Source organism: Streptomyces mangrovisoli, assembly GCF_000974985.2.
In the GTDB taxonomy this organism is placed as follows: domain Bacteria; phylum Actinomycetota; class Actinomycetes; order Streptomycetales; family Streptomycetaceae; genus Streptomyces; species Streptomyces mangrovisoli.
In genome coordinates, this window is sequence record NZ_LAVA02000085.1 from 1 (window position 1) to 22265 (window position 22265).

Annotated in this window: 18 protein-coding genes and 2 pseudogenes; 13 read left to right on the top strand and 7 right to left on the bottom strand. The window is 72.2% G+C overall.

Translation table 11 applies throughout. The annotated features are described in order from the left end of the window. Positions 1–422 (top strand): annotated as a pseudogene (locus WN71_RS30240) (urease accessory protein UreH domain-containing protein); the annotation flags it as partial. Between the two features lie 42 nt (positions 423–464). Continuing rightward, complete coding sequence (locus WN71_RS30245; protein ID WP_046584146.1) at positions 465–2060, top strand: serine/threonine-protein kinase; 1596 nt, start codon at positions 465–467, stop codon at positions 2058–2060. On the opposite strand, the gene WN71_RS30250 is transcribed toward WN71_RS30245, so the two are convergent. Then, positions 2061–2855, bottom strand: a complete 795-nt coding sequence (locus WN71_RS30250) for an SGNH/GDSL hydrolase family protein (RefSeq protein ID WP_046584147.1) — start codon at positions 2853–2855, stop codon at positions 2061–2063. Positions 2856–3241: 386 nt separating this feature from the next. Here WN71_RS30250 and WN71_RS30255 point away from each other — a divergent pair, with 386 nt between their 5' ends. The 5 genes from WN71_RS30255 (at position 3242) to WN71_RS30275 (ending at position 10516) form a co-directional block, all read left to right on the top strand. Further along, entirely contained in the window at positions 3242–3577 is a 336-nt protein-coding gene (locus WN71_RS30255) for a hypothetical protein (protein WP_046584148.1), read from the top strand. Between the two features lie 370 nt (positions 3578–3947). Continuing rightward, positions 3948–4769, top strand: coding sequence for a glycosyltransferase family 2 protein (locus tag WN71_RS30260; protein WP_046584149.1), 822 nt, complete (start codon positions 3948–3950; stop codon positions 4767–4769). After that, positions 4766–5806: a glycosyltransferase family 2 protein gene (locus tag WN71_RS30265; protein ID WP_046584150.1), complete on the top strand. Its 1041-nt coding sequence runs from the start codon at positions 4766–4768 to the stop codon at positions 5804–5806. Before WN71_RS30260 ends, WN71_RS30265 begins: the two co-directional genes overlap by 4 nt. Further along, positions 5803–6603, top strand: a complete 801-nt coding sequence (locus WN71_RS30270; protein WP_046584151.1) for a polysaccharide deacetylase family protein — start codon at positions 5803–5805, stop codon at positions 6601–6603. Before WN71_RS30265 ends, WN71_RS30270 begins: the two co-directional genes overlap by 4 nt. Beyond that, positions 6596–10516, top strand: coding sequence for a polysaccharide biosynthesis C-terminal domain-containing protein (locus WN71_RS30275; protein ID WP_046584152.1), 3921 nt, complete (start codon positions 6596–6598; stop codon positions 10514–10516). The genes WN71_RS30270 and WN71_RS30275 overlap by 8 nt, the downstream gene beginning before the upstream one ends. 53 nt (positions 10517–10569) lie before the next feature. On the opposite strand, the gene WN71_RS30280 is transcribed toward WN71_RS30275, so the two are convergent. Next, complete coding sequence (locus WN71_RS30280; RefSeq protein WP_046584153.1) at positions 10570–11988, bottom strand: GH39 family glycosyl hydrolase; 1419 nt, start codon at positions 11986–11988, stop codon at positions 10570–10572. A 153-nt stretch (positions 11989–12141) separates the two neighbouring features. Here WN71_RS30280 and WN71_RS30285 point away from each other — a divergent pair, with 153 nt between their 5' ends. Further along, positions 12142–13236: a DUF5925 domain-containing protein gene (locus WN71_RS30285; RefSeq protein ID WP_046584154.1), complete on the top strand. Its 1095-nt coding sequence runs from the start codon at positions 12142–12144 to the stop codon at positions 13234–13236. 382 nt (positions 13237–13618) lie between these two features. On the opposite strand, the gene WN71_RS30290 is transcribed toward WN71_RS30285, so the two are convergent. Next, complete coding sequence (locus WN71_RS30290; RefSeq protein ID WP_046584155.1) at positions 13619–13990, bottom strand: GntR family transcriptional regulator; 372 nt, start codon at positions 13988–13990, stop codon at positions 13619–13621. A 71-nt stretch (positions 13991–14061) separates the two neighbouring features. Between WN71_RS30290 and WN71_RS30295 the strand changes: the two genes are divergently transcribed. Then, positions 14062–14994 carry a GNAT family N-acetyltransferase gene (locus WN71_RS30295; RefSeq protein WP_046584156.1) on the top strand — a complete coding sequence of 311 codons (933 nt, stop codon included), beginning with the start codon at positions 14062–14064 and terminating at the stop codon, positions 14992–14994. Beyond that, a complete protein-coding gene (locus tag WN71_RS30300) occupies positions 14975–15523 on the top strand; it encodes a ribonuclease FAU-1 family protein (protein ID WP_079178227.1) in 549 nt (182 codons plus the stop codon). The genes WN71_RS30295 and WN71_RS30300 overlap by 20 nt, the downstream gene beginning before the upstream one ends. Positions 15524–15541: 18 nt before the next feature. Here the strand turns inward: WN71_RS30300 and WN71_RS30305 are convergent, their stop codons facing one another. After that, complete coding sequence (locus tag WN71_RS30305) at positions 15542–16180, bottom strand: class I SAM-dependent methyltransferase (protein WP_046584210.1); 639 nt, start codon at positions 16178–16180, stop codon at positions 15542–15544. 140 nt (positions 16181–16320) lie between these two features. Between WN71_RS30305 and WN71_RS43290 the strand changes: the two genes are divergently transcribed. Next, positions 16321–16455 (top strand): hypothetical protein, encoded by a 135-nt coding sequence (locus WN71_RS43290; RefSeq protein ID WP_107469813.1) that lies wholly within the window; start codon positions 16321–16323, stop codon positions 16453–16455. Between the two features lie 21 nt (positions 16456–16476). Here WN71_RS43290 and WN71_RS30310 read toward each other — a convergent pair whose 3' ends face one another. Both WN71_RS30310 and WN71_RS30315 read right to left on the bottom strand, forming a co-directional pair. Further along, the gene (locus WN71_RS30310; protein ID WP_046584157.1) at positions 16477–16941 is read right to left on the bottom strand and encodes a GNAT family N-acetyltransferase; all 465 of its coding nucleotides are present in this window, start codon (positions 16939–16941) and stop codon (positions 16477–16479) included. Between the two features lie 20 nt (positions 16942–16961). Then, positions 16962–19343, bottom strand: a complete 2382-nt coding sequence (locus WN71_RS30315) for an endonuclease/exonuclease/phosphatase family protein (protein WP_046584211.1) — start codon at positions 19341–19343, stop codon at positions 16962–16964. 471 nt (positions 19344–19814) lie between these two features. Between WN71_RS30315 and WN71_RS30320 the strand changes: the two genes are divergently transcribed. Then, positions 19815–20885, top strand: a complete 1071-nt coding sequence (locus WN71_RS30320; RefSeq protein ID WP_046584158.1) for a lytic polysaccharide monooxygenase auxiliary activity family 9 protein — start codon at positions 19815–19817, stop codon at positions 20883–20885. Positions 20886–20941: 56 nt separating this feature from the next. Here WN71_RS30320 and WN71_RS30325 read toward each other — a convergent pair whose 3' ends face one another. Continuing rightward, on the bottom strand, positions 20942–21826 hold the full coding sequence (locus tag WN71_RS30325) for a lipase family alpha/beta hydrolase (protein WP_046584159.1): 885 nt from the start codon (positions 21824–21826) through the stop codon (positions 20942–20944). Between the two features lie 343 nt (positions 21827–22169). On the opposite strand from WN71_RS30325, the pseudogene WN71_RS43525 reads away from it, so the two are divergent. Then, a pseudogene (locus WN71_RS43525) lies at positions 22170–22250 on the top strand (cupin domain-containing protein); the annotation flags it as partial. Between the last annotated feature and the right edge of the window lie 15 nt (positions 22251–22265).

Here is a 22265-nt window from a genome sequence, read left to right on the forward strand (position 1 = left end):
CCCCCGCCCCCGCCAAAGCACCGGCGCGCGCCGTGGCGCACACCCACGGTGGCTTCACGCACACCCACGACCTCGCCCCCACCCTGCGCGGCACGATCCTGCTCGGCTTCGCCGGCGGACTGGTGCCGAGCCCCTCCGCGGTCGTGGTGCTGGTCGGCGCCGCGGCCCTCGGCCAGGCCTGGTTCGGCCTGCTGCTCGTGGTCGCCTACGGCGTCGGGCTCGCCCTGACCCTGACCGCGGCCGGGTTCGCCGTCGTACGGCTGGGCAGCGGCGTACAGCGGATACTGGAGCGGCGCCCGCGCTGGACCACGCACCCCCTCGCGGGCCTGGTGCGCAGGGCCGCGCCGCTGGGCTCGGCGTTCGTCGTCGTGGCCCTGGGCGCCGGTTTGGTGCTCAGGGGTGCGGCTTCGGCGTGGGGCTGAGCTACGTTGGGAAGAACTGGCGAGACGTCATGGGGGGCGCCCGTGTCCGAAGTGCCCGGCAGTGAACGCGTGATCGCGGACCGCTACCGCCTGCTGTCGCCGCTGGGCGAGGGCGGGATGGGAACCGTGTGGCGGGCGCGGGACGAACTGCTGCACCGCGAGGTCGCCGTCAAGGAGGTGCGCGCGCCCGCCGGGCTGCCGGCCTCCGACGTCGAGCGGATGTACGCGCGCCTGGAGCGCGAGGCGTGGGCGGCGGCGCGGGTCGCGAACCGCAATGTGGTCACGGTGTACGACGTGGCCATGCAGGACGGCCGGCCCTGGATCGTGATGGAGCTGGTGCGCGGCGTGTCGCTGGCCGACGCGCTGGACGCCGAGGGCGCTCTCCCGCCGCAGCGCGCCGCGCACATCGGCGCCGAGGTGCTCGCCGCGCTCCGGGCCGCGCACTCCGCGGGGGTGCTGCACCGCGACGTGAAGCCCGGCAACGTGCTGCTGGCCAACGACGGCCGGGTGGTGCTGACCGACTTCGGTATCGCCACGGTCGAGGGCACCTCCGCGCTGACGATGACGGGCGAGGTGATCGGCTCGCCCGAGTTCCTCGCGCCGGAGCGGGCGCTCGGCCGTACGCCGGGCCCCGAGTCGGACCTGTGGTCGCTCGGGGTGCTGCTGTACGCGGCGGTGGAGGGCCATTCGCCGTTCCGCCAGGACACTCCGCTGAACACGCTGCGCGCGGTGGTGGACGAGGAGCTCCCGCCGCCGCGCCGGGCCGGTCCGCTCGCGCCGGTGATCGAGGGGCTGCTGCGCAAGGACCCGGCCGAGCGGATGCCCGCCGACCGGGCCGAGCAGGAGCTGCGGATCGTCGCCGCGGGCGGCTCGCCCACCGCGCGGACGGTGCCGATGGCGGGGCCGTACGTCCCGCCGGCGGCCGGCCGGACCCGGGACCCCGCGCCGACCCCGCCGCTGCCGGCCGGGGCGGCGTCGGCCCCCACCGCGCCCGTCGTGCCGCCCCGGGACGGGCGGCCGGCCCACGACCGGCGGTCCCGCGCGGTCCTGATCGCGGGCCTGGCGGCGCTGGCGCTGGCGCTCGGCGGACTGACGTACGCGCTGCTGGACCACAACGGCGGCGACCACGACAAGGGGAACGGTACGACCGCGAGCACGGCCGGGGTGACGCCGTCCACGGCGGCCTCCTCGCCGCCGCACACGACGAGCAGCAGCCCGTCGGCGAGCACCAGCTCCGCCAGTTCACAGCCCGCGCAGACGGTGCGGGTGACGGTGAGCGGCACGCACACCGACTATTCGGGCACCTGTCCGCCGCCGGACGCCCAGGCCCCCACGTTCACGGCCACGTTCACGGTGGGGCGGCTGCCCGCGGAGGTCTCCTACCGGTGGGTCGCCAAGAGCGGTGAGCTGTCGGACTCCGGGTGGAAGACGCTGTCGTTCCCGGCGGGCGGCGGGACGACCAAGCAGGACACGGTCTCGGTGACGACCTACACGGCGGCCGGGACGTACAGCAACGCGTTGTCGGTGGAGGTGCGTTCACCGGTGCGTACGACGTCGAACCAGGTGCCGTTCACGGTCACGTGCGTGACGGAGACCCCGTCGGACGGGGCCTCCGCATCTCCTACGGCAACGCCCTGATCAGGCGGCGCTGTTGAGGACGGGCAGGTAGCCACTGGACTGGCCGGTGGCCGTCGGGTGGTACGACTCGCCGATGTCGAGCCAGTCGACGCTGTGCAGCCAGGAGTCGCCTGAGCAGATCTCGTGGCCGGAGAACGTGGTGCGGACGTCGCCGAAGGTGAAGCCGTGGTTCGCGGCGGCCTTGGCGACGGCGGTGTCGAGGTAGTCGGCGGCACCGTTGATGGCGGTGCGCTTGGTGTCGGAGAGGCCGATGCAGGTCGTGCCGGTCTTGTAGAAGCGCGGGTAGCCGAGCACGACGACGTGGGCGTTCGGGGCCTTGGTGTGGATGGTCGTGTACAGGGAGTCGAGCTTGCCGGGCAGGGTGGAGTCGACGTACGCCTTGGCGGTGTTGATGCGGGACAGGCACGTGCTGTCGGACGAGAGCACACAGGTCGTCATGACGTCGGAGAACCCGGCGTCGTTGCCGCCGATGGTGATGGAGACCAGGGACGTGGAGGAGCTGAGGGTGCCGAGCTGGTTGGCGACGACGTCGTCCGTGGTCGCCCCGGAACAGGCCAGGAAGGAGAACGACGAGGGGGCGTTGTTGGTGTTCCAGAGGTAGGGGTACGCCTTCGTGCTGCGGTCGCAGGAGCCACTGGAGCTGATGTAGCTGCCCGAGCCGACCCCCGAGGAGTAGGAGTCGCCGAGGGCCACGTATCCGCCGGTCGCCGCGTCGGCCGAAGCCGATCCGGCGAGGGCGATTCCGGCGGCCAGGAGGATCGAGCTCAGATATGCCGCAATTCGGGAACGTCTCATGGAACCTCCCTTTAGCAGGATCTCTGCCACAACCGTGGTACCAACTACGCGTGTTGACGGGAAGTGTCCATGCCAAAAATTCAACGAAGAACTAATGATCCCTACATGCGTTCGAGCGCCGTCAGGATGTCCGGAACGTGCGGATGGCCGCGTGTTTAAAAGCGGACAAAAAGCAGAGGAAGACCCTTCCGCGTCTTGACGGGCCCGGCGGGGCTGCGCCACATTGAAGCCCGGCATCCGGCGCTTCGGGGGGCAAGTCGCCCATGCAGACCATTCACACCGGGACCACTCCAGGGACCGGGACCGCACCACAGGCCGACGCACGACGAGCGCGACCAGGACCAGGGAGGGACCTGTCGCCGCTGCTCGCGGGCGCCGCAACGGCCTTGGGAGGGGCCGGCGCGCTGCTCGCGCTGACCGGCTCCGACTCACCCCTGCGCGGCCCGCTGGCCCTGTTCTTCCTGCTCGCCACTCCCGCGACCGCGCTCGCGGCCGCGTTGCGCGGGCTGGATCCGTTCGGTCGCACGATCGCCTCCTTGGCGGGAGCGGTCGCCGTCAACATGCTGGTGGCTCAAGGCATGTTGGCGGTGCACCGATGGTCGGTCGACGGCGGCATCGTGGCCGTCACCGCACTGAGCGCGGCACTGCTCGTGGTGGTGCTGCTCAACCGGACGGGAAAAATCCGTTCGAAGGAGGCGACAACAGCCGACAAAGTTGCGTAACGGTCAAACCAACTAGAAGGTGAGACCTCGTTGCAGGTCTTGCCATACGAGTTGAATCGTCAATACCGTCATACATCTCACCCGCATCGATCTGTCACCAAGCGGCCTGGGGGAGGGCTCGAGACCGCGACGGATCGGAGCGGGGCGCGGTAGGGGGGTGCCGTGCTCGGGGGGCCGCAGGTCCGTCGGGCCGTGCCGCGCGACCGGCTGCCGTTCCACGGAACGGGGCGCCGGCCAGCTTTGCCAGCTCACCCGGCATGTTCGGAGTTCCATGCCGTCATGTCGTCGTGAGAAACCCCCCTTTCGAACCGGACACAGTGCGGGCACGCCCAGGGGCGGGCGGCCCACCGGACCGAGAGGGACCAGACTCATGAGTTCTGTTGTGCGCCCGCCGGCTACGGGCCAGGACCCGTTAACGGCAGGCAAGTACCGGCCGATCTCCACTCACCTGGCCATCGCGCCACCGGTGAGCGTGGTGATTCCCGCCATGAACGAGGCGGAGAATCTCCCCTACGTCTTCAAGACACTTCCGGACTGGATCCATGAAGTGATCCTCGTGGACGGCAACTCCACCGACGACACCGTCCAGGTGGCCCGCGATCTCTGGCCGGGGGTCAGGGTCGTCCCCCAGCAGGGCAAGGGCAAGGGCGACGCGCTGACCACCGGCTTCGAGGCCGCCACCGGCGACATCATCGTCATGGTCGACGCCGACGGCTCCGCCGACGGCAACGAGATCGTGTCGTACGTCTCCGCCCTGGTCTCCGGCGCCGACTTCGCCAAGGGCTCCCGCTTCGCCAACGGCGGCGGCACCGACGACATGACCTTCATCCGCAAGCTCGGCAACTGGGCGCTGTGCACCGCCGTCAACCGCAAGTTCGGCGCTCGCTACACCGACCTGTGCTACGGCTACAACGCCTTCTGGCGGCACTGCCTGGACAAGATCGAACTCGACTGCACCGGCTTCGAGGTCGAGACCCTGATGAACATCCGGGTCGTCAAGGCGGGGCTGAAGGTCCAGGAGATTCCCAGCCACGAGTACCTCCGCATCCACGGCACGAGCAATCTGCGCGCCGTGCGGGACGGGCTGCGGGTGCTCAAGGTGATCCTCCAGGAACGCTCCAACCGGCGCGAACTGCGCCGCCAGGAACGGCACTCCCCGATGCTCGACTCGGTACGGGGAGAGGTGTCTTGAGCGATCCCGGCATCTCCGTCGTGATCTGCGTGTACACCGAGGACCGCTGGGAGGACATCCTCGCGGCGGTCTCCTCGGTGCGCGCGCAGTCGCGGCCCGCTCTGGAGACGCTCCTGGTGGTCGACCACAACCGGGCCCTGCTCGACCGGTTGACCCTGGAGTACAAGGACCACGCGGAGAGCGGGGAGGTCCGCGTGCTCGCCAACGCGGGCCCCCGCGGGCTGTCCGCGGGCCGCAACACCGGCATCGCCGTCTCGCGCGGCGAGGTCGTCGCCTTCCTCGACGACGACGCCGTCGCCGAACAGGACTGGCTGCTCCGCTTCGCCGAGGGGTACGCCGACCCGGCCGTCCTCGCGGTCGGCGGGCGCACGCTGCCCCTGTGGGCGTCCGGCCGGCGCCCCGCCTGGTTCCCCGAGGAGTTCGACTGGGTGGTGGGCTGCACCTACAAGGGCCTGCCTCCGGGCCGGGTCAGAGTGCGCAACGTCCTCGGCGGCAACGCCTCGTTCCGTCGCAGCGCCTTCGACGCGGCGGGCGGCTTCGCCACCGGCATCGGCCGCGACGGCGACCGGCGGCCGCTCGGCTGCGAGGAGACGGAGCTGTGCATCCGGCTCACCCGTGCCCGGCCGGACGCCGTCCTGCTGATCGACGACCGCGCGGTGATCCACCACCGGGTGCCGCGGGTGCGCGAGCACTTCCGCTACTTCCGTACCCGCGCCTACGCGGAGGGACTGTCGAAGGCCCTGGTGGCCCGCAGCGTCGGCGCCGCCAAGGGCCTCGAGTCCGAACGCCGTTACACCACCCGCGTACTGCCCGCAGGGGTGGCCCGCGGGCTGCGCGACGCGCTGCTCGCCCGGCCCGGCGGCGCGGGCCGCGCGGGCGCCATCGTCGCCGGGGTGGTCACGGCGGCGGGCGGCTACCTGGTCGGCACCGTACGGGCCCGGCGCGGCGGGGCCACGTTCTCGGTCGTACGGATCGAGGCGCACCAGGACGCGGCCGCGGGGACCGGCAGCCCCGCCCCGGCCGAGGAGGTGGCATGAGCGACGAACCGGTGCCGATCCTGATGTACCACGCGGTCGCCACCGCGCCCAACGACGCCACCCGCGTGCTGTCGGTCGCGCCGGAGGCGTTCGCGGAGCAGATGGCGCTGATCGGCGACCTCGGGCTCACCCCGGTCAACACGGCCGAACTCGCCGCCGCGTGGCGGCGGGGCGGCGTGCTGCCGAAGCGCCCGGTGCTGATCACGTTCGACGACGGCTACGAGGGCGTGCACCGGCACGCCCTCCCCGTCCTCGCCGAACACGGCTTCCCGGCCACGCTGTTCGTCTCCACCGGATGGATCAAGGGCGCCCACGACATGGGCGGCGGCCTCGACACCATGCTGGACTGGCAGCAGGTGCGCGAACTCGCCTCGGCCGGCGTGGAGATCGGCGGGCACAGCCACACGCACCCGCAGCTCGACCAGATCGACGACGAGGCCCTCGCCGGCGAACTGGTGCGGTGCAAGGAGATCGTCGCCGACGAACTGGGCGGCGAACCCGTCTCGTTCGCCTACCCGTACGGCTACTCCAGCCGCCGGGTGCGCCAGGCCGTGCGGGACGCCGGCTTCGCCCAGGCCCTCGCCGTCGGCAACGGGCTGGCGCGGCGCGCCCAGGGGCCGTACGCGCTGCGCCGGCTCACCGTGCGCCGCACCACCAGCGTCCAGGAGTTCGAGCGGCTGGTCGAAGGCCGCGCGATCACCCGGAACTTCGTCAGGGACCGCGCCCTCACCAAGGGGTACGCCATGGTCCGAAGAGCACGCCAGGTCCGCCGGAAGGCCATCCGTTCCCGTGTCTGACACGACGACCACCACCGAGGCCCAAGCGCCCGACGCCCCGGCGCCCGAGCAGTCGGGCCGCCGGCTCCGCCTGCCCGGCCGGGGCCGGGCCCCGGGCGGCAACCAGCTCTTCCGCAACGCGTACGCCCTGATGCTGAACACCGGGATCTCCGCGGTGCTCGGCCTCGGCTACTGGCTGGTCGCCGCCCGCTACTACTCCGACTCCGCCGTGGGCGAGGGTTCCGCCGCGATCGCCGCCATGAAGCTCCTCGCGGGGCTGACCGCGGTGACCCTGACCGGCGCCCTGGCCCGCTTCATACCGATCTCGGGCCGCCACACCGGACGGCTCATCTTCCGCACCTACGCGGGCAGTTCCGTCGTCGTGGCGGTCGCGGCCGGCCTGTTCCTGCTGACGCTGAACGTGTGGGGGCCGTCGTACAGCTTCCTGCACTCGCCCGGTGTCGCGGTGTTCTTCGTGCTGTCGGTGGTCGCCTGGAACCTGCTCACCCTCCAGGACGGCGTGCTCACCGGGCTGCGCAGCGCGCCCTGGGTGCCGGTCGGCAACACCGTGTTCTCGGCGGTGAAGCTGGCGCTGCTGGTGGCGCTCGCCGCCGCCATCCCGATGCTCGGCGTGTTCGTGTCGTGGGTCGCGGCCATCGCCACGTCCGTGGTGCCGCTCGGGCTGCTGGTGTTCCGCCGGCTGGTGCCCCGGCACATCGAGAAGACCGCGAACCAGGCCAAGCCGCCGTCGCTGCGGGAGATCGGCCGGTTCCTGGCCGGCGACTACACCGGCTCGCTGTTCTCGCTCGCGGTGGTCTACCTGGTGCCGGTGATCGTCGCCTCGCAGGTCAGCGCCGAGGACAACGCGTACTTCTACATCACCACGACCATCGGCGGCACCACCAACCTGCTCGCCATCAACATGGGCGCCTCGCTCACCGTCGAGGGCTCGCACGACCCGGCGCGGCTGGCCGCGAACACCCGGGCCGCGCTCAAGCGGATGGCCCGGATCATGCTGCCGGTGGGCGGCACGCTGTTCCTCGGGGCGCCGTACATCCTGCATGTGTTCGGCCAGGGCTACGCCGACGCGGCCACCCCGCTGCTGCGCTGGTTCGCCGTCGGCGCGCTGCTGCGGGTCGTGATGGAGACCTACTTCGCGGTGCTGCGCGCGCAGAGCCGCACCGCCGGACTGGCCTGGCTCCAGGGCCTGTTGTGCGTCCTGGTGCTCGGCCTGACGCTGGTGCTGCTGCCCCGGATGGGGCTGACCGGCGCGGGCGTCGCGGAGATCTCCAGCCTCGCCGTGATCGTGGCGATCGCCGCGCCGCGGCTGTACCGGACGCTGCGCACGGCACCGCCCGCCGAGGTGCCGGAGACCGCCGCGCCCGACGGGGACCTCGCCGACCTGGGGACCCGCGAGGTCGCCGACGAGCCCCGGCCGCGCCGCCGGGGCCCGGCCTGGGCGCTCGACTCCGACACCCTCGCGCTCGGCATCCATGTCGACTTCGACCACCAGGAGCGCCGGCCCGACGTGCGGCCCGGCCCCGGCACCCCGCCCGGCGGTACGCCGGTGGTGCGCCCGGACTCGCCGACCTGGGCGCTGTCCCGGCTGCCGGACGCGGTCGGGCTGCCGGTGGAGGAGCGCGAGCCGGGCTCGGAGGCCTCGCTCGGGCCCGCGCAGGCCTCGCTCGGGCCCGCGCAGGCCGCGGTGCGGCCCGAGCGGGACGCGGACGCGCCGTTCGGCACGGACGAACGGGCGGCCGTCGGGAAGGGCGAGGCCGCGGGGACCATCCCGAGGGACGGGGAGACCCGGACCCCCGAGGGCGCGGCGCCGGGTGAGCCGGCCGCCGGGCGGGAGCCGGACCTCCAGGCCGCCGGAGACGTGCCGGTGGAGCCGCGCACGCTGCGCGAGCGGCTGATGCCGACCCGCCCGGGCGTGGTCCTCGGCTGTCTGCTGACGGCCGCGCTGCTGCTGTACTGGGTGCCCGCGCTCCGGCTCGGCGAGGCCGATCTGGACCGGATGGGCGGGCTCGGACTGATCTCCGTGCTGCCGGCCGCGACCCTGCTCGGGGCGGCGCTGCTCGTGGTGGTGTTCGCGGCGCTGCTGTGGCAGCGCCGGGAGCACCGGGCGCTGCTCGTGGTGACGCTGGTCGCGACCGTGGTGTCGCTGCACGCGCTGCCCGCCGTGATCGAGACCGAACCGCGCTTCGCGACGGCCTGGCAGCATCTCGGCTTCATCGACTACATCGACCGCACCGGGTCCGCCGTACCGAACCTGGACGCCCGCTGGAGCTGGCCGGGCTTCTTCGCGGCCGCGGCGTTCATCGGCCGGGCGTGCGGGGTCACCGACTTCACCGAGGTCATCCGCTGGTGGCCGCTCGCCATCCAACTGCTGTATCTGCCGCCGCTGTTCCTGCTGACCCGCTCGATGCGGGCGAGCTGGAAGGCGAAGTGGACCGGCCTGTGGATCTTCGTGCTCAGCGGCTGGGTCGGCCAGGACTACTTCTCCCCGCAGGGCTTCACCTTCCTCCTGTACCTGACCTTCGTCGCGATCCTGCTCGTGTGGTTCCGCGCCCCGGGGATGATCTGGACGAGGTTCCGGCCCGGCGAGGCCGAGGTGGAGCCGGCCGACCGGCGGCAGCGGGCCGTGCTGCTGATGGTGCTGATCGGCCTGTTCGCGGCGACGGTGCCGGCGCACCAGCTCACCCCGTTTGTGATGCTGGGCGTGCTGGCGGTCCTGGTCCTGATCGGCCGCTGCGACCTGCGCGGCCTGCCCCTGCTGTTCGCCGTGCTGGCCGCGGTGTGGCTGGGCTTCATGGCCGAGCCGTACTGGTCCGGGCACTTCGACGAACTCTTCGGCGGGGTGGGCGGGGTGGGCAGCAATGTCTCGACCTCCGTGTCCGGCCGGATCCAGGGCGGCGACTCCACGCACAAGCTGGTGCTGTACTCGCGGGTGCTGCTGGCGGGCGCCGTCATGGCGTTCGGCTGCTGGGGCTGGTTGCGGCGGCGCCTGAACGGCTACCGCGAACGGGCCCTGATCGTCCTGATGTTCGTGCCGTTCCTCGGCTTCGGGATGCAGTCCTACGGCGGCGAGATGGCGCTGCGCGTCTTCATGTTCGCCGTTCCCGGCGCCGCCCTGCTCGCGGGTCTCGCGCTCTTCCCGCGCACCGGGTCCACCCCGAAGGAACGTGAGCGGGACCGCAGGAGCCTTGCTCCGGTGGCCGCGCTGCTGGCGGGGCTGCTGCTCATGGGCGGCTTCCTGGTGGCCCGTTGGGGCAACGAGACGTTCGAGCGGATCCGGCCGGGCGAGGTCTCGGCCATGGACTACGTGTACGCCCACGACAAGCCGACCGTACGGCTGCTGTGGATGAGCAACGACACGGTGAACAACGTGACGCCGGCGATGCCGTGGGGCGCGAAGGACATGGAGCGGGTGGACTACGTGCCGACGCTCGCGCCCGCCGACCCGGTGCTGGTGTCGAGTCTGGTGAAGGCGCTCAAGGACGCGGGCCCGAACTCGTACCTGATGCTCAACAAGAGCCAGATCACCTATCTCCAGATGGACGTGGGCTACCCGGCGAACTGGGAGACCCGGCTGATCCACAGCCTGGACAACCGGCAGGAGCTGAAGAAGGTCTTCGCCAACGACGACGTGACCATGTACGCGCTGCGCAAGCAGCCCGCGGGCAAGGTCCCGCAGCCGGACCCGGGGCCGATCGGGCCGGAGGTCACCTGGACGCCGTGGTCGGTGGTCGGCGGTCTCGCGGCCGTCGCACTGATCCTGCTGCTGACCGTACGGGAGACCGTGCGGGTGGCGGTGCGGACGAGCGTGCGCCAACTGCGCTGGCTGCAGAGCAGTTTCTGGTTCTCGCTGCCGCTGCTGGCGGTGCTGTTCGCGTCGCTGGTGCAGCGGTTCCTGACGATGGGGCGCGGCTGAACGCGGTGCCGAGGCCTGCGGTGTGAGGTGAAGTGAGGTGGCTCGGGCGGTGGTTACCGCTCGAGCCACCTCACTTCGTACGCCTTCATGTCGAACCGCTTGCCGTCGACCTTCGCGCTGATCGTGCGGTCGAGGGTGTTCACGACCAGGACCGTCCTCGCGGTCGCCAGCACGCGCACGTTGGGCACGTCGTCGGCGGCGACGGACACCGTCTCGTAGCGCGTGCCGGGCGCGAACTCCTGGCCGAAGCGGGTGACGAGGCCGTACATGGGCAGCGCGCGGCCGCCGTCCGCGCCGTCGGTGGGCGTCCACAGGCAGCCCGCGCAGCCGCTGCCCTTCTCCTCCTCCGGGTTCCAGTAGAAGCCGGAGTCGGCCCCGCCCTTGACCATGGCGATCATCCCGGCGGCCTGGACGGCGACCCGGTGCGACTCGGTCCAGCCCTTGCGGTCGTCGTTGCCGTCGGCGGGCTCGACGTAGTACTCCGCCCACCACAGCGGCAGGTCGTGGGTCTGCCGCCGCACCCACTCCCCCACCGCGGTGAGCTTGTCGGTGGCCCCGAACTCGTCGGGCAGCAGGTCGTCGTCACGGGTGTAGCTGGAGCCGTCGACCACGACGAAGTCGGCGCCCGCCTTGTGCTCGTTCCAGTACGTGAAGGCGTCGACCACCCGCTGGTCCAGGGCGCCCCAGGTGCCGGTGAGCGCGGTCGAGGCGTCCGCGTCGCGCGGGTCGACACTGTCCATGTCGAGGTAGGGGCCACCCACCATGATCTTGGGGTCGACCTTCTTCAGCGCCTTGTACACGAGGTTGTACATCTCGGTGTAACCCTCGTAGTCCCAGCGGCCCTTGGCGTCGTTCCAGAAGCCCTTGAACTCGTTCCAGACGACGAAGTGGGTGACGTCCGGGTAGCGCTTGGCGACGGTGGCGGCGAGCGCGGCGAAGTCCTTGTAGTGGTCGGGGGTCGGCGCGGTCTCCAGCGCGGCCTGGCTCCAGTTCGTGTTGTCGACGCCGGCCTTGCCGCCCTTCATCCAGTCGGGCGAGCAGCACAGCGTGATGACCGGCGTACCGCCCGACCTGCGGATGAAGTCGATCCTGCGGTCCAGCGCGCCGAAGTCGTAACGCCCCTTCACCGGCTCGGGGTTGTCCGCGCCCCAGCCCATGATCGCCTGGTCCTGCGGCACGTCGCCGGTCTTCGTCAGCAGGCCCTCGACCCGGCCGGTCGCCGCGTCGCTGCCCTCGTCGGCGCTGAACTGGGTGTGGGTGAACCCCCAGCCCACGTACGGCTTGTCGCCGTCCGACGGGGTGACGGGCGTGCCGTGCACCTTGTCGCCGTCCTTGGTCGTGCCCGCCGTGCTGCCGCCGCCGGGCAGCGTGCCGACGAGTGTCACCACGAGCGCGACGACGGCCGCGCCCACCCCGAGCAGGGCGGTGAGACGCCACCGCCCGGCCCCCGAATTCCACCCATGACGTGCCATCGAGGGCAACAGTAACTGTGGCGACACCCGTCGCGGCAGGGCGCGACGGTTCCGGCCTTGTAACAGGGCCGGGCGGGCGGCCGCGGGCGCGCATTCGGCGCGCTCCGGCGGAAACCGGGTGCATGGTGCGCCGTCGTGCCGGATCATGGCGGCATGTCTGCGAACCCCTACGACGCTCTGCCGATCCGGCTCAACGTCGACGACAGCGACTCCCCGTCCGACGTCGTCGACGCGCTGTTCCTCGGCCGCTTCGCGACGGGCGAGCAGCCGTACGCGCACGCGGCCAACATCGACCGGGTGCGCTCGGGCGCGACGCTGCTGCCACCGAACGCCAAGGTGCTGCGCGTCGCCCGCGACGACGACCGCAGCGCGACCCTCGCGGAGGGCGACGGCTGGACCGTGCTGGTGTCCCGGTGGAACCGCGGCGCCGACGTGACGGTCACCGCGACCACCGCCGAACTCGCCGAGAAGGTCCTCGGACAGGCCACGGACGGCGCGACCGACGAGCCGGAACCCCAGCCGGAGAACGTGACGATGGGCTTCTGGTACGTCTCGCCCCGGCGCGGTCCGCACCGCACGACCCGGCAGATCGCGGCGGGCACCTGGGAGGAGGTCCGCCCCAACTACACGGCGCCGGTGGCCGACGCGATGGACCGGCTGATGAAGACGACGCCGGAGGACATCGCGGGCCGGCTGCTGCTCCTGCACGGGCCGCCGGGCACCGGCAAGACGTCGGCGCTGCGCACCCTCGCGCGGTCGTGGCGGGACTGGTGCCAGGTGGACTGCGTCCTCGACCCCGAGCGGCTCTTCTCCGACGTCGGCTATCTGATGGACATCGCGATCGGCGAGGAGGACTCCGCGGGCAAGGGCCGCTGGCGGCTGCTGCTCCTGGAGGACTGCGACGAGCTGATCCGCGGCGAGGCCAAGCACACGGCGGGCCAGGCCCTTTCGCGGCTGCTCAACCTCACCGACGGCCTGCTCGGACAGGGCCGCAACGTGCTGGTGGGCGTGACCACCAACGAGGACCTGGAGCGCCTGCACCCGGCGGTGGTCCGCCCCGGCCGCTGCCTGGCGCGGATCGAGGTCGGCCCGCTCACCCACACCGAGTCGGTGAACTGGCTCGGCACCGAGGAGGGCGTGGGCCGCGAGGGGGCGACGCTGGCGGAGCTGTACGCGCTGCGCCGGGGCACGTCACCCACCTCGGTCCCCCAGCCCCGCGACAAGGCGGACTCGGGCCTCTACCTGTAGCCCCACCGACCTGAAGCCATCCACTCACCGCGGCGCCCCCGCGCGGGTACGTCATGCCTGATCGCGCCGGACCCGATGCCCCCTCAGGGGCGCGGGGAACTGCGCGATCAGGCCCCACCGGCCCGCACCCGCAAGTCCCGGCATCATGCCCCCGCGCAGGCGCGTCGTGGCCGGTCGCGCAGTTCCCCGCGCCCCTAAGCGGGCTCCGCACCGCCCCCCTCAGGGGCGCGAGGAACTGCGCGATCAGGCCCCACCGGCCCGCACCCGCAAGTCCCGGCATCATGCCCCCGCGCAGGCGCGTCGTGGCCGGTCGCGCAGTTCCCCGCGCCCCTAGGGGGCTGAGCCAACCGCACGCTCCATCACCAGGCCGGCCGGCGCAGCGTCAGTCGTCGCCGTAAGCCGCCCGCAGGGCATCCCGGACGGCGGCCAGCGCGTCCGCCTCCGTCAGGCCGAGGCGGCGGGCCCGCTCCACGTAGGACTGCGCGGCCGACGCAAGCTCCCGTTCCGCCGCCTGGCCCGCCGCGGCGACGAACGTGCCGTTGCGGCCGCGGGTCTCGATCACCCCGTCCGTCTCCAGCGCCCGGTACGCCTTGGCGACCGTGTTCGCGGCCAGCCCCAGCGCCTCGGCCAGCCCCCGCACCGTGGGCAGCCGGTAGCCCACCGGCAGCGCCCCGGACCGCGCCTGCTCCGAGATCTGCGCGCGCACCTGCTCGAACGGCGGGGCGCTGTCATCGATATGGATCTTCAGGCTCACGCGAGGCATTCTCCCGCACCCGCCGGAAAATGAGAGGCGCCGGGGGGTGTCCCTCAGTAGCGTCCGCCCGTATGACTGTGATCGTGCGCGACCTGCGCTCCACGGACCGGTCCGAGGTCGAGGGCTTCGCCCGGGTACGGCACCTCGCCCTGCCGTACATCCTGTGGACCGCCGACGCCGTCCTGCACCGTCTTGCCCGCAGCCACCCCGACGCCCGCTTCCGGTCCCTCGTAGCCGAGGAGGACGGAGAGGTCATCGGCACGGCCCAGGTGCAACTGGCGAACGACAGCCCGGATCCGGGCCAGGGGATGCTCAACATCTACGTGCACCCGGAGCGCACCCGCCGCGGCGCCGGCGCTCTGCTGGTCCGCGCCGCCGAGGAGCATCTGCGCGCGCACGGCGCGACCAGGCTGTTCTCGTGGGTGCTGGACGCGCCGGGCAACCGCGCCTTCGCCGAGCGGCACGGCTACGCCGCCGGCCGCTCCGCCCACTTCCTCCGCCTCGACCTGGCCGGGGGCACGCTGCCGCCCCGGTCGTCCCCGCCGCCCGGGGTCGAGTTGCGCTCGGCGGCCGACCTTGCCGACGGCCCACGCCTCCTGTTCGCGCTGGACGCGGAGACCATGCAGGACGAACCGAGCGACGTGGCGACCGAGTTCACCGACTACGAGAACTGGGTCGAGGAGAGCTGGAAGCACCCGCTGCTCGACCGGGAGCTGACCACGGTCGCCTTCGTCGAGGGCCGCCCGGCCGCCTTCAGCATGGCCTACACGGACGCCTCGACCGGCCGTTACGCCACCGCCATGACCGGCACCGCCCGCGCCTTCCGCGGCCGCGGCCTGGCCAAGCTCGCCAAGAACGACTCTCTGCACCGGGCCCGCGCGGCCGGCCTGACGGAGGCGTACACCGGCAACGACACGGGCAACGGCCCGATGCTCGCGATCAACAAGTGGTTCGGATACGAGATCTGTGCGACGGAGGTGCGGTATGTCCGCGAACTCGGGTGAGAACACCGCGGCGAACCCCGACGGGAACACCGCGGCGAACCCCGACGGGAACTCCGCGGCGGTCGACGTGGTCCTGGTCAAGGCGGGCCGTACGAAGATCCGTTATCCGGCGCGGCTGCTCGCCGACGACGGCACGCGCCTCGTCGTGCGCGCGCCCTGGGCGGGGGACGCGGCCCGGGACTTCGGGTTCGTCCGCTTCGAGCGGGGCGACGTGTTCACGGAGTACTACTGGCGCGACCGCTGGTACTCGGTGAAGGAGGTCCGCGACCCGGCGGGCGCCCTCAAGGGCTGGTACTGCGACATCACCCGGCCCGCCGTCCGCTCCGGCCGCGAACTGGTCGTCGAGGATCTCGACCTGGACCTGTGGCGCTCCGCGGACGGCGCGGACGTACGGCGGCTGGACGAGGACGAGTTCGCGGCGAGCGGTCTGGCGGAGTCGGACCCGGACGCCGCGGCCGCCGCGGTGGCCGCCCTCGACGCGCTGGAGCTCCTGGCCCGTGAGGGCGGCTTCGAGCGGCTGCTCGACTGACCGCGTACCCCGGCCGGGTCACACGTGGGCCACCGCCGCGTACCGCTCGTCGTGGACCTCGCGGCCCCACAGCCGGGCGTCGTCCGACAGCCGCTCCAGCCGCACGTCGCGCGCGAGCGGTTCGAGGAGGGCGGTCAGCCGGGCCGCGGGTATGCCCACCGGGGTGACGGTCCCCCACACGCCCTCGACCAGCACCAGCCGTCCGCCGGCCGGGCCGGGCCGCAGCAGGCCGTGCCAGTGGCGCAGGGCGCGGGCCGGGTCGGGCAGCGCCCACAGCACATGCCGTACGAGCACGACGTCGAAGCGCTGCTCGCCCACCGGCGGCGCCGCCGCGTCACCCGTCAGGAACACCGCGTCACGCCCCGCCAGCTTGGCGCGGGCCCGCTCGACCATCGCCGGGGACCGGTCGATCCCGGTCACGCGGTGTCCCGCCTCGGCCGCGAGGAGCGACAGGCTGCCCGTGCCGCAGCCGAGGTCGAGGACGTCGGCGGGGCGCTCGGGGAGCCATTCCCGCAGCCGCCCGGCCCAGGCGGCGCGGACGGCGGGGTCACGCAGCCCGTGGTCCGGCTCGTCGTCGAAGGAGGCCGCCGCGGCGTCCCAGTCCACGCCGCCGCCGTCGCTCCGCACGGGAGTCTCGTCGTCACTGCTGGTCGTCATGGGCCCCAGCGTGACACCCGCCACTGACAATCGATTCGTGACAGCGGCCACTGACAGACGCGCACCGATGAGGAACTCTCCCCGAAAGCGTCTACCTCCGTGAGATCGCGGAACTCGGTGGATGCTCGAAGGAGGCAGCCATGCGCCGCGAAACAGTGCAGAAGCCTTTGAAGAAGTCCGGCACCCGCCGGGTGCGCGAGGAAGCCGACGAACGGCCCGCGGGCCGCCCCGAGGTGCGCAAGGACATCGCCCGCACCTGGTGGCCGGACGGCTGACGCGGGGGCGGCCGACGCCCCTCAGCGCAGCCGCTTGCGGTAGTGGATGCGGTCGTAGGGCCCCTCGACCCGGCGCTCCACGGCCTCGTAGCCGAACTTCGGGTAGATCCTCTGGTTCTCCCACATCATGGCGTTCGTGAAGAGCCGGATCTCCGGCAGGCCGAGCGCACGCGCGCGTGCCTCCACGAACTCCAGCAGCCGCCGTCCCACCCCGCGGCCGTGGGCCTCGGGGTGGACGGCGATGCTGTCGAGATACAGATGGTCGGCGAACCGCTCGAGGACCACGAGGCCGACGACCGGGTCGCCGGTCACGAAGACCTTTCCCGCCGCGATGTCCGCGGCGTGGTCCGCCCGCATGGGGACGGGTGCGACGCCGATGCGCTCGATGTAGGGGCGGTAGGCGGCGTCGGTCACCGCGGCCACGGCCGCCGCGTCGGCGGCGACCGCGGGCCTGACGGTGTCCCTGTCTTCGGTGGCGTCGTTCATACGCGCACCGTAGACGGTCCCTACGGCTTCAGCCGCACGATCTGCGGGTCGTGGTCGCTCGTCTGCGCGGTGAACTCGCTGTTGATGTGGACCACGTCGTAGTCGGCGCTCCGGGTCAGGGCCGGGCTGGTCAGGATGTGGTCCAGGACCTGGGAGTTGCCCTCGTAGACGTAGGAGTAGCGCTCCTTGACCGGGAGGGTGTTGACCAGGTCGGTGAGCACGCTGCCGTTGCCGGTGAGGGCGGTGGCCGCGGGCGAGAACTGGTAGTCGTTCAGGTCGCCCAGGACGACCACGCCGGCCTTCGGGTCCGCCTTCTCCAGGCTCTGGACGAAGTCCCGCTCCACCAGGGCCTGCCGGTTGCGCTGGGCCTCGGAGCTGCGGACCGGCGGCTGGTTGCGGCTGTCGATCGCCTGGTCGCCGCCCTTGCTGTTGAAGTGGTTCGCGATGACGAAGAGCGTCTTGCCGCGGAAGGTGAACTCGCCCGCCAGGGGCTTGCGGGAGGAGCTCCACGCGTCGTCCGTCGGGGCGATCCGGCCCGGCGAGGCGGTCAGGTGCGTGTCGGCACCGGTGCCCGTCACGCCGACCGCCGTGGTGGAGTCGCCGCCCGCGCGGTCGGTGAACTGCACCCGGTCGGGGTTGTACAGGAACGCCTGGCGGATGTTGCCGCCCGGCTGGCCGCCGTCCTTGTCGTTGACGGGGTCGATCTCGCGCCACTGGTAGCGCGGGCCGCCGGCCGCGACGATCGCGTCCACCAGCTTGCTCAGCGTCTTGTCGGCGGCGACCGTGCCGTCGTCGGTGGCGCCGCTGTTGTCCTGGATCTCCTCCAGCGCGACGATGTCGGGCGAACGCAGGTTCGTCACCAGGCCCTTGGCGAGCGCGTCGAACTTCGACTGCGCGTTGTCGGGCGCCAGGTTCTCCACGTTGTACGTGGCGACGCTCACCTGCGAGGCGCTCTGCTTGGCGGTCACCTCGGGCTTGAGGTCGCCCTTGTGGAGGGAGCCGATGGTGCGGGCCTGGAGCGTGTAGGTGCCGGCGTACTGGTTGTAGTCCAGCGGCCCTTCGGTGGTGCCGCTCAGGGTGTCGCCCACGTTCGCCGCGGGGAACGCCTGCGTGGCGGTCGGGATCAGCGACTGGACCATCAGACGGCCCGAGTTGGCGTCGTCGTAGCCCTTGTAGAGGGTGCCGCCGCGGTTGGTGGGGTTCTGGTCCGGCCGGACCGTCACCCACAGCTCCGAGTAGGTGTCCGTGGCGCCGACCACCCGGCTGGAGCCGATGCGGACGTTCATGCCCTCCAGCGACTCGTAGGTGTCGAGGGCGTACTCGTCGGGGCGCAGCGGCAGGTTCTCGATGCTCGCGCCGCCCGCCTGCGGGGCGAACTGCTCGGGCACCGACTTCTTGTCGAGGACGACCGGGGCCGGCACGTCGTTGCCGCTCGACACCACGGTGGCCGTGGCCTTGGTCAGCTCGGTGGTCGACTGGATGCCGGTGTCCTGGCCGCCGGGGTAGTACTCGGAGACCGTCGCGTCGAGGGAGACGCTGTCGCCGACGCTCACGGTCGGCGTGGTCGAGCCGGTGAAGACGAACACGCCCTCGCTGGTGCGCGGGTCGGCGTCGGGGTTCGGGTCCTGGACCCAGTAGCCCTGCGAGGAGCCGTACGCGCGGACGCCGGTGACGATGCCCGTGACGCCCGTGACGGTCTTGCCGTTCAGCGGCGAGACGCGGGAGGTGCCCTGGATGTCGTGGATCTTCGCCGGGGTGGCGGGCGTGGTGGTGGGCGGCGGCGTGGTCGCCGGGTCGCTCGGGGTCGAACCGCCGCCGGTGTCGCCGGTGTTCTGCGGGGACGGGTCGCCCGCGGTGAAGTCGGCGGCGTTGTCGTCGGTGTCGGCGAGGGAGGCCGCGCGCGCCACGGACGCGGTGTTGCTCGCGCCGGCCGCCGCGCCGTTGCCCTCGTGCACCACCGCGGTGCCGAAGCCGACCAGGTCCTTCACGCGCGGGTCCGCCTGGCAGTCGGCGGCGGTCAGGCAGGTCAGCGGGTCGCTGCCGGTGACCAGCGCGACGGTGCCGTTGGTGCCCGACATGTTGATGGCGCCGGTGGCGTCCGGCGTGGGCAGGGCCGTGGTGCCGCCCGTGCCCGCGGCCTCCTGGACCAGGTAGTGGCCGCCGCCGGCGAGCGAGCCGGTGAGGGCGGTCGCCTGCCACTTGGAGGAGGCGGTCGGCGTGCCCGGCAGGTACTGGACGCTGTACCCGCTCAGGTCCACCGAGCCGCTGCCCGCGTTGGCCAGCTCGATGAAGTCGTTGGTGTACGTGGCGCCCGAGTTGCCGCCGCCTCCGTAGACCTCGGAGATCAGGGCCTCGTGCGAGGCGGCCAGGGCGTTGGCGCTCAGGCCGGCCGTGGCGAGCATGAGGGCGGCGGCTATGCCGTAGGGCAGGGCGCGCCGGTGCAGGGGGCGCTTCGGTCTGGGCGCGGCGGCCTCGGTGGAGGGGTGCGACACGGAGAGGCTCTCCTTCATGCGGACGGTGTGACGTGACTGCGGGTGCGCGCCGGGCGGCGGACCGGACAGGCGACCGGGTAAAGATACGCGCGTAGACAACACGTACGCAGCGCTTCGGAGATGAACAATCGGTCACGGCCTGGAGTCGTCAACTCCGCTTCCGGTGACCGCTCTTGAGGCCCGCGGTGCCGAAGGGGCGCGCCGCCCGCCGCGCCGGCCCGCTTCCTGAGCCCTCGGTTAGTCCCGCCTTAACGGCACCATAAGGATCACCTCCACCCGCCTCCAGCAGGCGATTTCCCGGTTCCCTGCGGCTAGTTTCGACCTCGCCCCCACGGGCTCCGGCACCCCCACAAGCCCCTGACCGTTCCAAGGAGTTCTGTCATGCCCGCACGCCGCAAGGCCGCCGTCGCCGCCTTCCTCGGCCTGGCTCCGCTCGCGGTGTCCGCGCTCGCCGCGGCCCCGGCGTCCGCGCACGGCACGATGGGCGACCCGGTCAGCCGGGTGTCCCAGTGCTACGCGGAGGGCCCGGAGAACCCCAGGTCGGCGGCGTGCCGGGCGGCGGTCGCGGCGGGCGGCACGCAGGCGCTCTACGACTGGAACGGCATCCGCATCGGCGACGCGGTCGGCCGCCACCAACAACTGATCCCGGACGGCGAGTTGTGCAGCGCGGGGGTCGAGGAGTTCAAGGGCCTGGACCTGGCGCGCGCCGACTGGCCCGCGACGGCGGTGCACAGCGGGTCGTACACCTTCAAGTACCGCGTGACCGCGCCCCACAAGGGCACCTTCACGGTGTATCTGACCCGGCAGGGCTACGACCCCTCGAAGCCGCTCTCCTGGTCCGATCTGGACCTGGCCCACCCGGTGGCGACGGCCACCGACCCGGTCGCGGCGGACGGCTTCTACACGTTCTCCGGGACGCTTCCGGAGCGCTCGGGCAAGCAGCTGTTGTATGCGATCTGGCAGCGCTCGGACAGTCCGGAGGCGTTCTACTCCTGCTCGGACGTCAGCTTCGGCGGCGACGGCGCGGGAAGCGGCAGCGGCGACGACTCGGGCTCGGGGGCCGGTTCGGGGTCCGGTTCGGGGACCGCGACGGGTTCCGGCAGCGGCTCCGGCGGGGCGGCGACCGCCGCACCCACGGCGTCCGCCCCGACGGACCAGCAGATCGCCGACGGTGCCGACAGATCGACCGTCGAGCACCATCACGACGGCGCCGGTTCGTCGGCCGAGCCGAGCGCGACCGAGGCGTCCTCCGGTACGTCGACGGCGGCCTCGGACGCCACGCCGGTGAGCGCGCCCGAGGCCGCGGGTTCCGTCACGGACCTCGCCGAGACCGGCACCGACGGCCGCACCGCGTCCTACGCGGTCGGCGGCGCGGCCGCTCTCGCACTGGGTTCCGCCGCCCTGTTCGCCTCGGTGCGCAGGCGGGCGACGACCGGCCGGCGGGGTCGCTGAGGAACGGGTTTCCGGGGCCTGAACGGCGGCTCAGGCCGGTCAGGCCCCGGCGGTGCTCAACTGAACACGGACGCGCAGGTGGTGGCCTTGGCGTGCGCGGGGTCGAGCGCGTTGGCCACCTCGTGGAAGGCGATCCGGTCCAGCAGCGCGATCGCGACGTGCTCGGAGAAGTCGAGCGCGCACAGGTTCTGCAGCAGGACGTTGTGCACGTCGGAACCGGTCAGGTACTGGCTGGTGTACGGGGTGGCCACCTCGTCGTACTTGGTGGCGATGACCGTGTAGTGCACTCCCGGGACGGTGTCGCCGCCCGCGTTGAGCTTGGTGAGGAAGGCCGAGCCGACGATCTGGTCGGCGAGGCCGGGCGTCGCGGCGGAGATCAGGTCCGACGCGCCGGGGAAGTACGGCAGCAGGTTGGTGAGGCCGTCGAGGTCGGTGCCGTGGTTGTCGGGGGCGAGACCGACGAGGGCGTTCACCTTGGCGGCTCCGCCGAGGAACTTCAGGTAGTAGCGCGGCATCATGCCGCCCTGCGAGTGGCCGACGATGTCGACCTTGGCGGCGCCGGTGGCGGCGAGCACCTGGTCGACGAAGGTCTGGAGCTGCGCCGCCGACTTGTCGATGGGGCCGAGCCCGTAGAAGACGGGGACTCCGGAGAGCTGGCCGTAGTCGAGGGAGAAGACGCAGTAGCCGCGGCTCGTCAGATAGGGGGCGAGGGCGAGCCAGTTGTCGACGGAGTTCCCGAGGGTTCCGTGGACGAGGACGACGGGGCGGGGGTGGGTGGTGGACGGCTTGCAGGACCAGTCGTTCCAGCCGCTGCTCGTGGTCGAGGCGGAGGCGGCCGAGGCGGTCGTGGCGGCGTGAGCGGAGGCGGTGGGGAGTGCGATGCACGCGGCGGTGAGCAACACCGCGGTGAGGGGTCTGAGCACTCGCTTCCAGGGCAGCATCGTGTGATCTCCTTGCGGCTCAAGGGGGATGCGATGACGTACGCCCTGTGATCCGGATCACAAGATTGCCGTTCTATCGTCAAGTTACGGGCGAGTAGCTGACGTGTGAAGTTACGCGTCAGTAAAAACTTCCAGTGGTAGTAGAAAGCACAGCCGACCGGACGATCGGCCGCCGACACCCCGTCACCAGGCGGGCCGGATCGGCCCCCGGGGCGCGATGCGCAGCAGGCGATCGCACAGGACGCGCATCTCGCCCTCGCCGATCGCGGCGGCCCACCCCCGGACGACGTCCGCGGCGGCCGCCTCGGCGGCCCGGGTGCAGGCCCAGCCGCGCTCGGTCAGCGCCACCCCGGTGACCGGCAGCAAGGAGCTGTGCGCCTGGCGGGGCGAGATCCCGGCCGGGACGAAGGCTCCCGTGCACACCGGCAGCGCCCTGAAG

What these genes read in the sequence shown, in the direction of transcription:
- WN71_RS30250 (WP_046584147.1), bottom strand. Translation starts at nt 2,855, where the DNA reads ATGAGACGTTCCCGAATTGCGGCATATCTGAGCTCGATCCTCCTGGCC.
- WN71_RS30260 (WP_046584149.1), top strand. Translation starts at nt 3,948, where the DNA reads ATGAGTTCTGTTGTGCGCCCGCCGGCTACGGGCCAGGACCCGTTAACG.
- WN71_RS30270 (WP_046584151.1), top strand. Translation starts at nt 5,803, where the DNA reads ATGAGCGACGAACCGGTGCCGATCCTGATGTACCACGCGGTCGCCACC.
- WN71_RS30280 (WP_046584153.1), bottom strand. Translation starts at nt 11,988, where the DNA reads ATGGCACGTCATGGGTGGAATTCGGGGGCCGGGCGGTGGCGTCTCACC.
- WN71_RS30285 (WP_046584154.1), top strand. Translation starts at nt 12,142, where the DNA reads ATGTCTGCGAACCCCTACGACGCTCTGCCGATCCGGCTCAACGTCGAC.
- WN71_RS30295 (WP_046584156.1), top strand. Translation starts at nt 14,062, where the DNA reads ATGACTGTGATCGTGCGCGACCTGCGCTCCACGGACCGGTCCGAGGTC.
- WN71_RS30300 (WP_079178227.1), top strand. Translation starts at nt 14,975, where the DNA reads ATGTCCGCGAACTCGGGTGAGAACACCGCGGCGAACCCCGACGGGAAC.
- WN71_RS30305 (WP_046584210.1), bottom strand. Translation starts at nt 16,180, where the DNA reads ATGACGACCAGCAGTGACGACGAGACTCCCGTGCGGAGCGACGGCGGC.
- WN71_RS43290 (WP_107469813.1), top strand. Translation starts at nt 16,321, where the DNA reads ATGCGCCGCGAAACAGTGCAGAAGCCTTTGAAGAAGTCCGGCACCCGC.
- WN71_RS30310 (WP_046584157.1), bottom strand. Translation starts at nt 16,941, where the DNA reads ATGAACGACGCCACCGAAGACAGGGACACCGTCAGGCCCGCGGTCGCC.
- WN71_RS30315 (WP_046584211.1), bottom strand. Translation starts at nt 19,343, where the DNA reads ATGCTCGCCACGGCCGGCCTGAGCGCCAACGCCCTGGCCGCCTCGCAC.
- WN71_RS30320 (WP_046584158.1), top strand. Translation starts at nt 19,815, where the DNA reads ATGCCCGCACGCCGCAAGGCCGCCGTCGCCGCCTTCCTCGGCCTGGCT.
- WN71_RS30325 (WP_046584159.1), bottom strand. Translation starts at nt 21,826, where the DNA reads ATGCTGCCCTGGAAGCGAGTGCTCAGACCCCTCACCGCGGTGTTGCTC.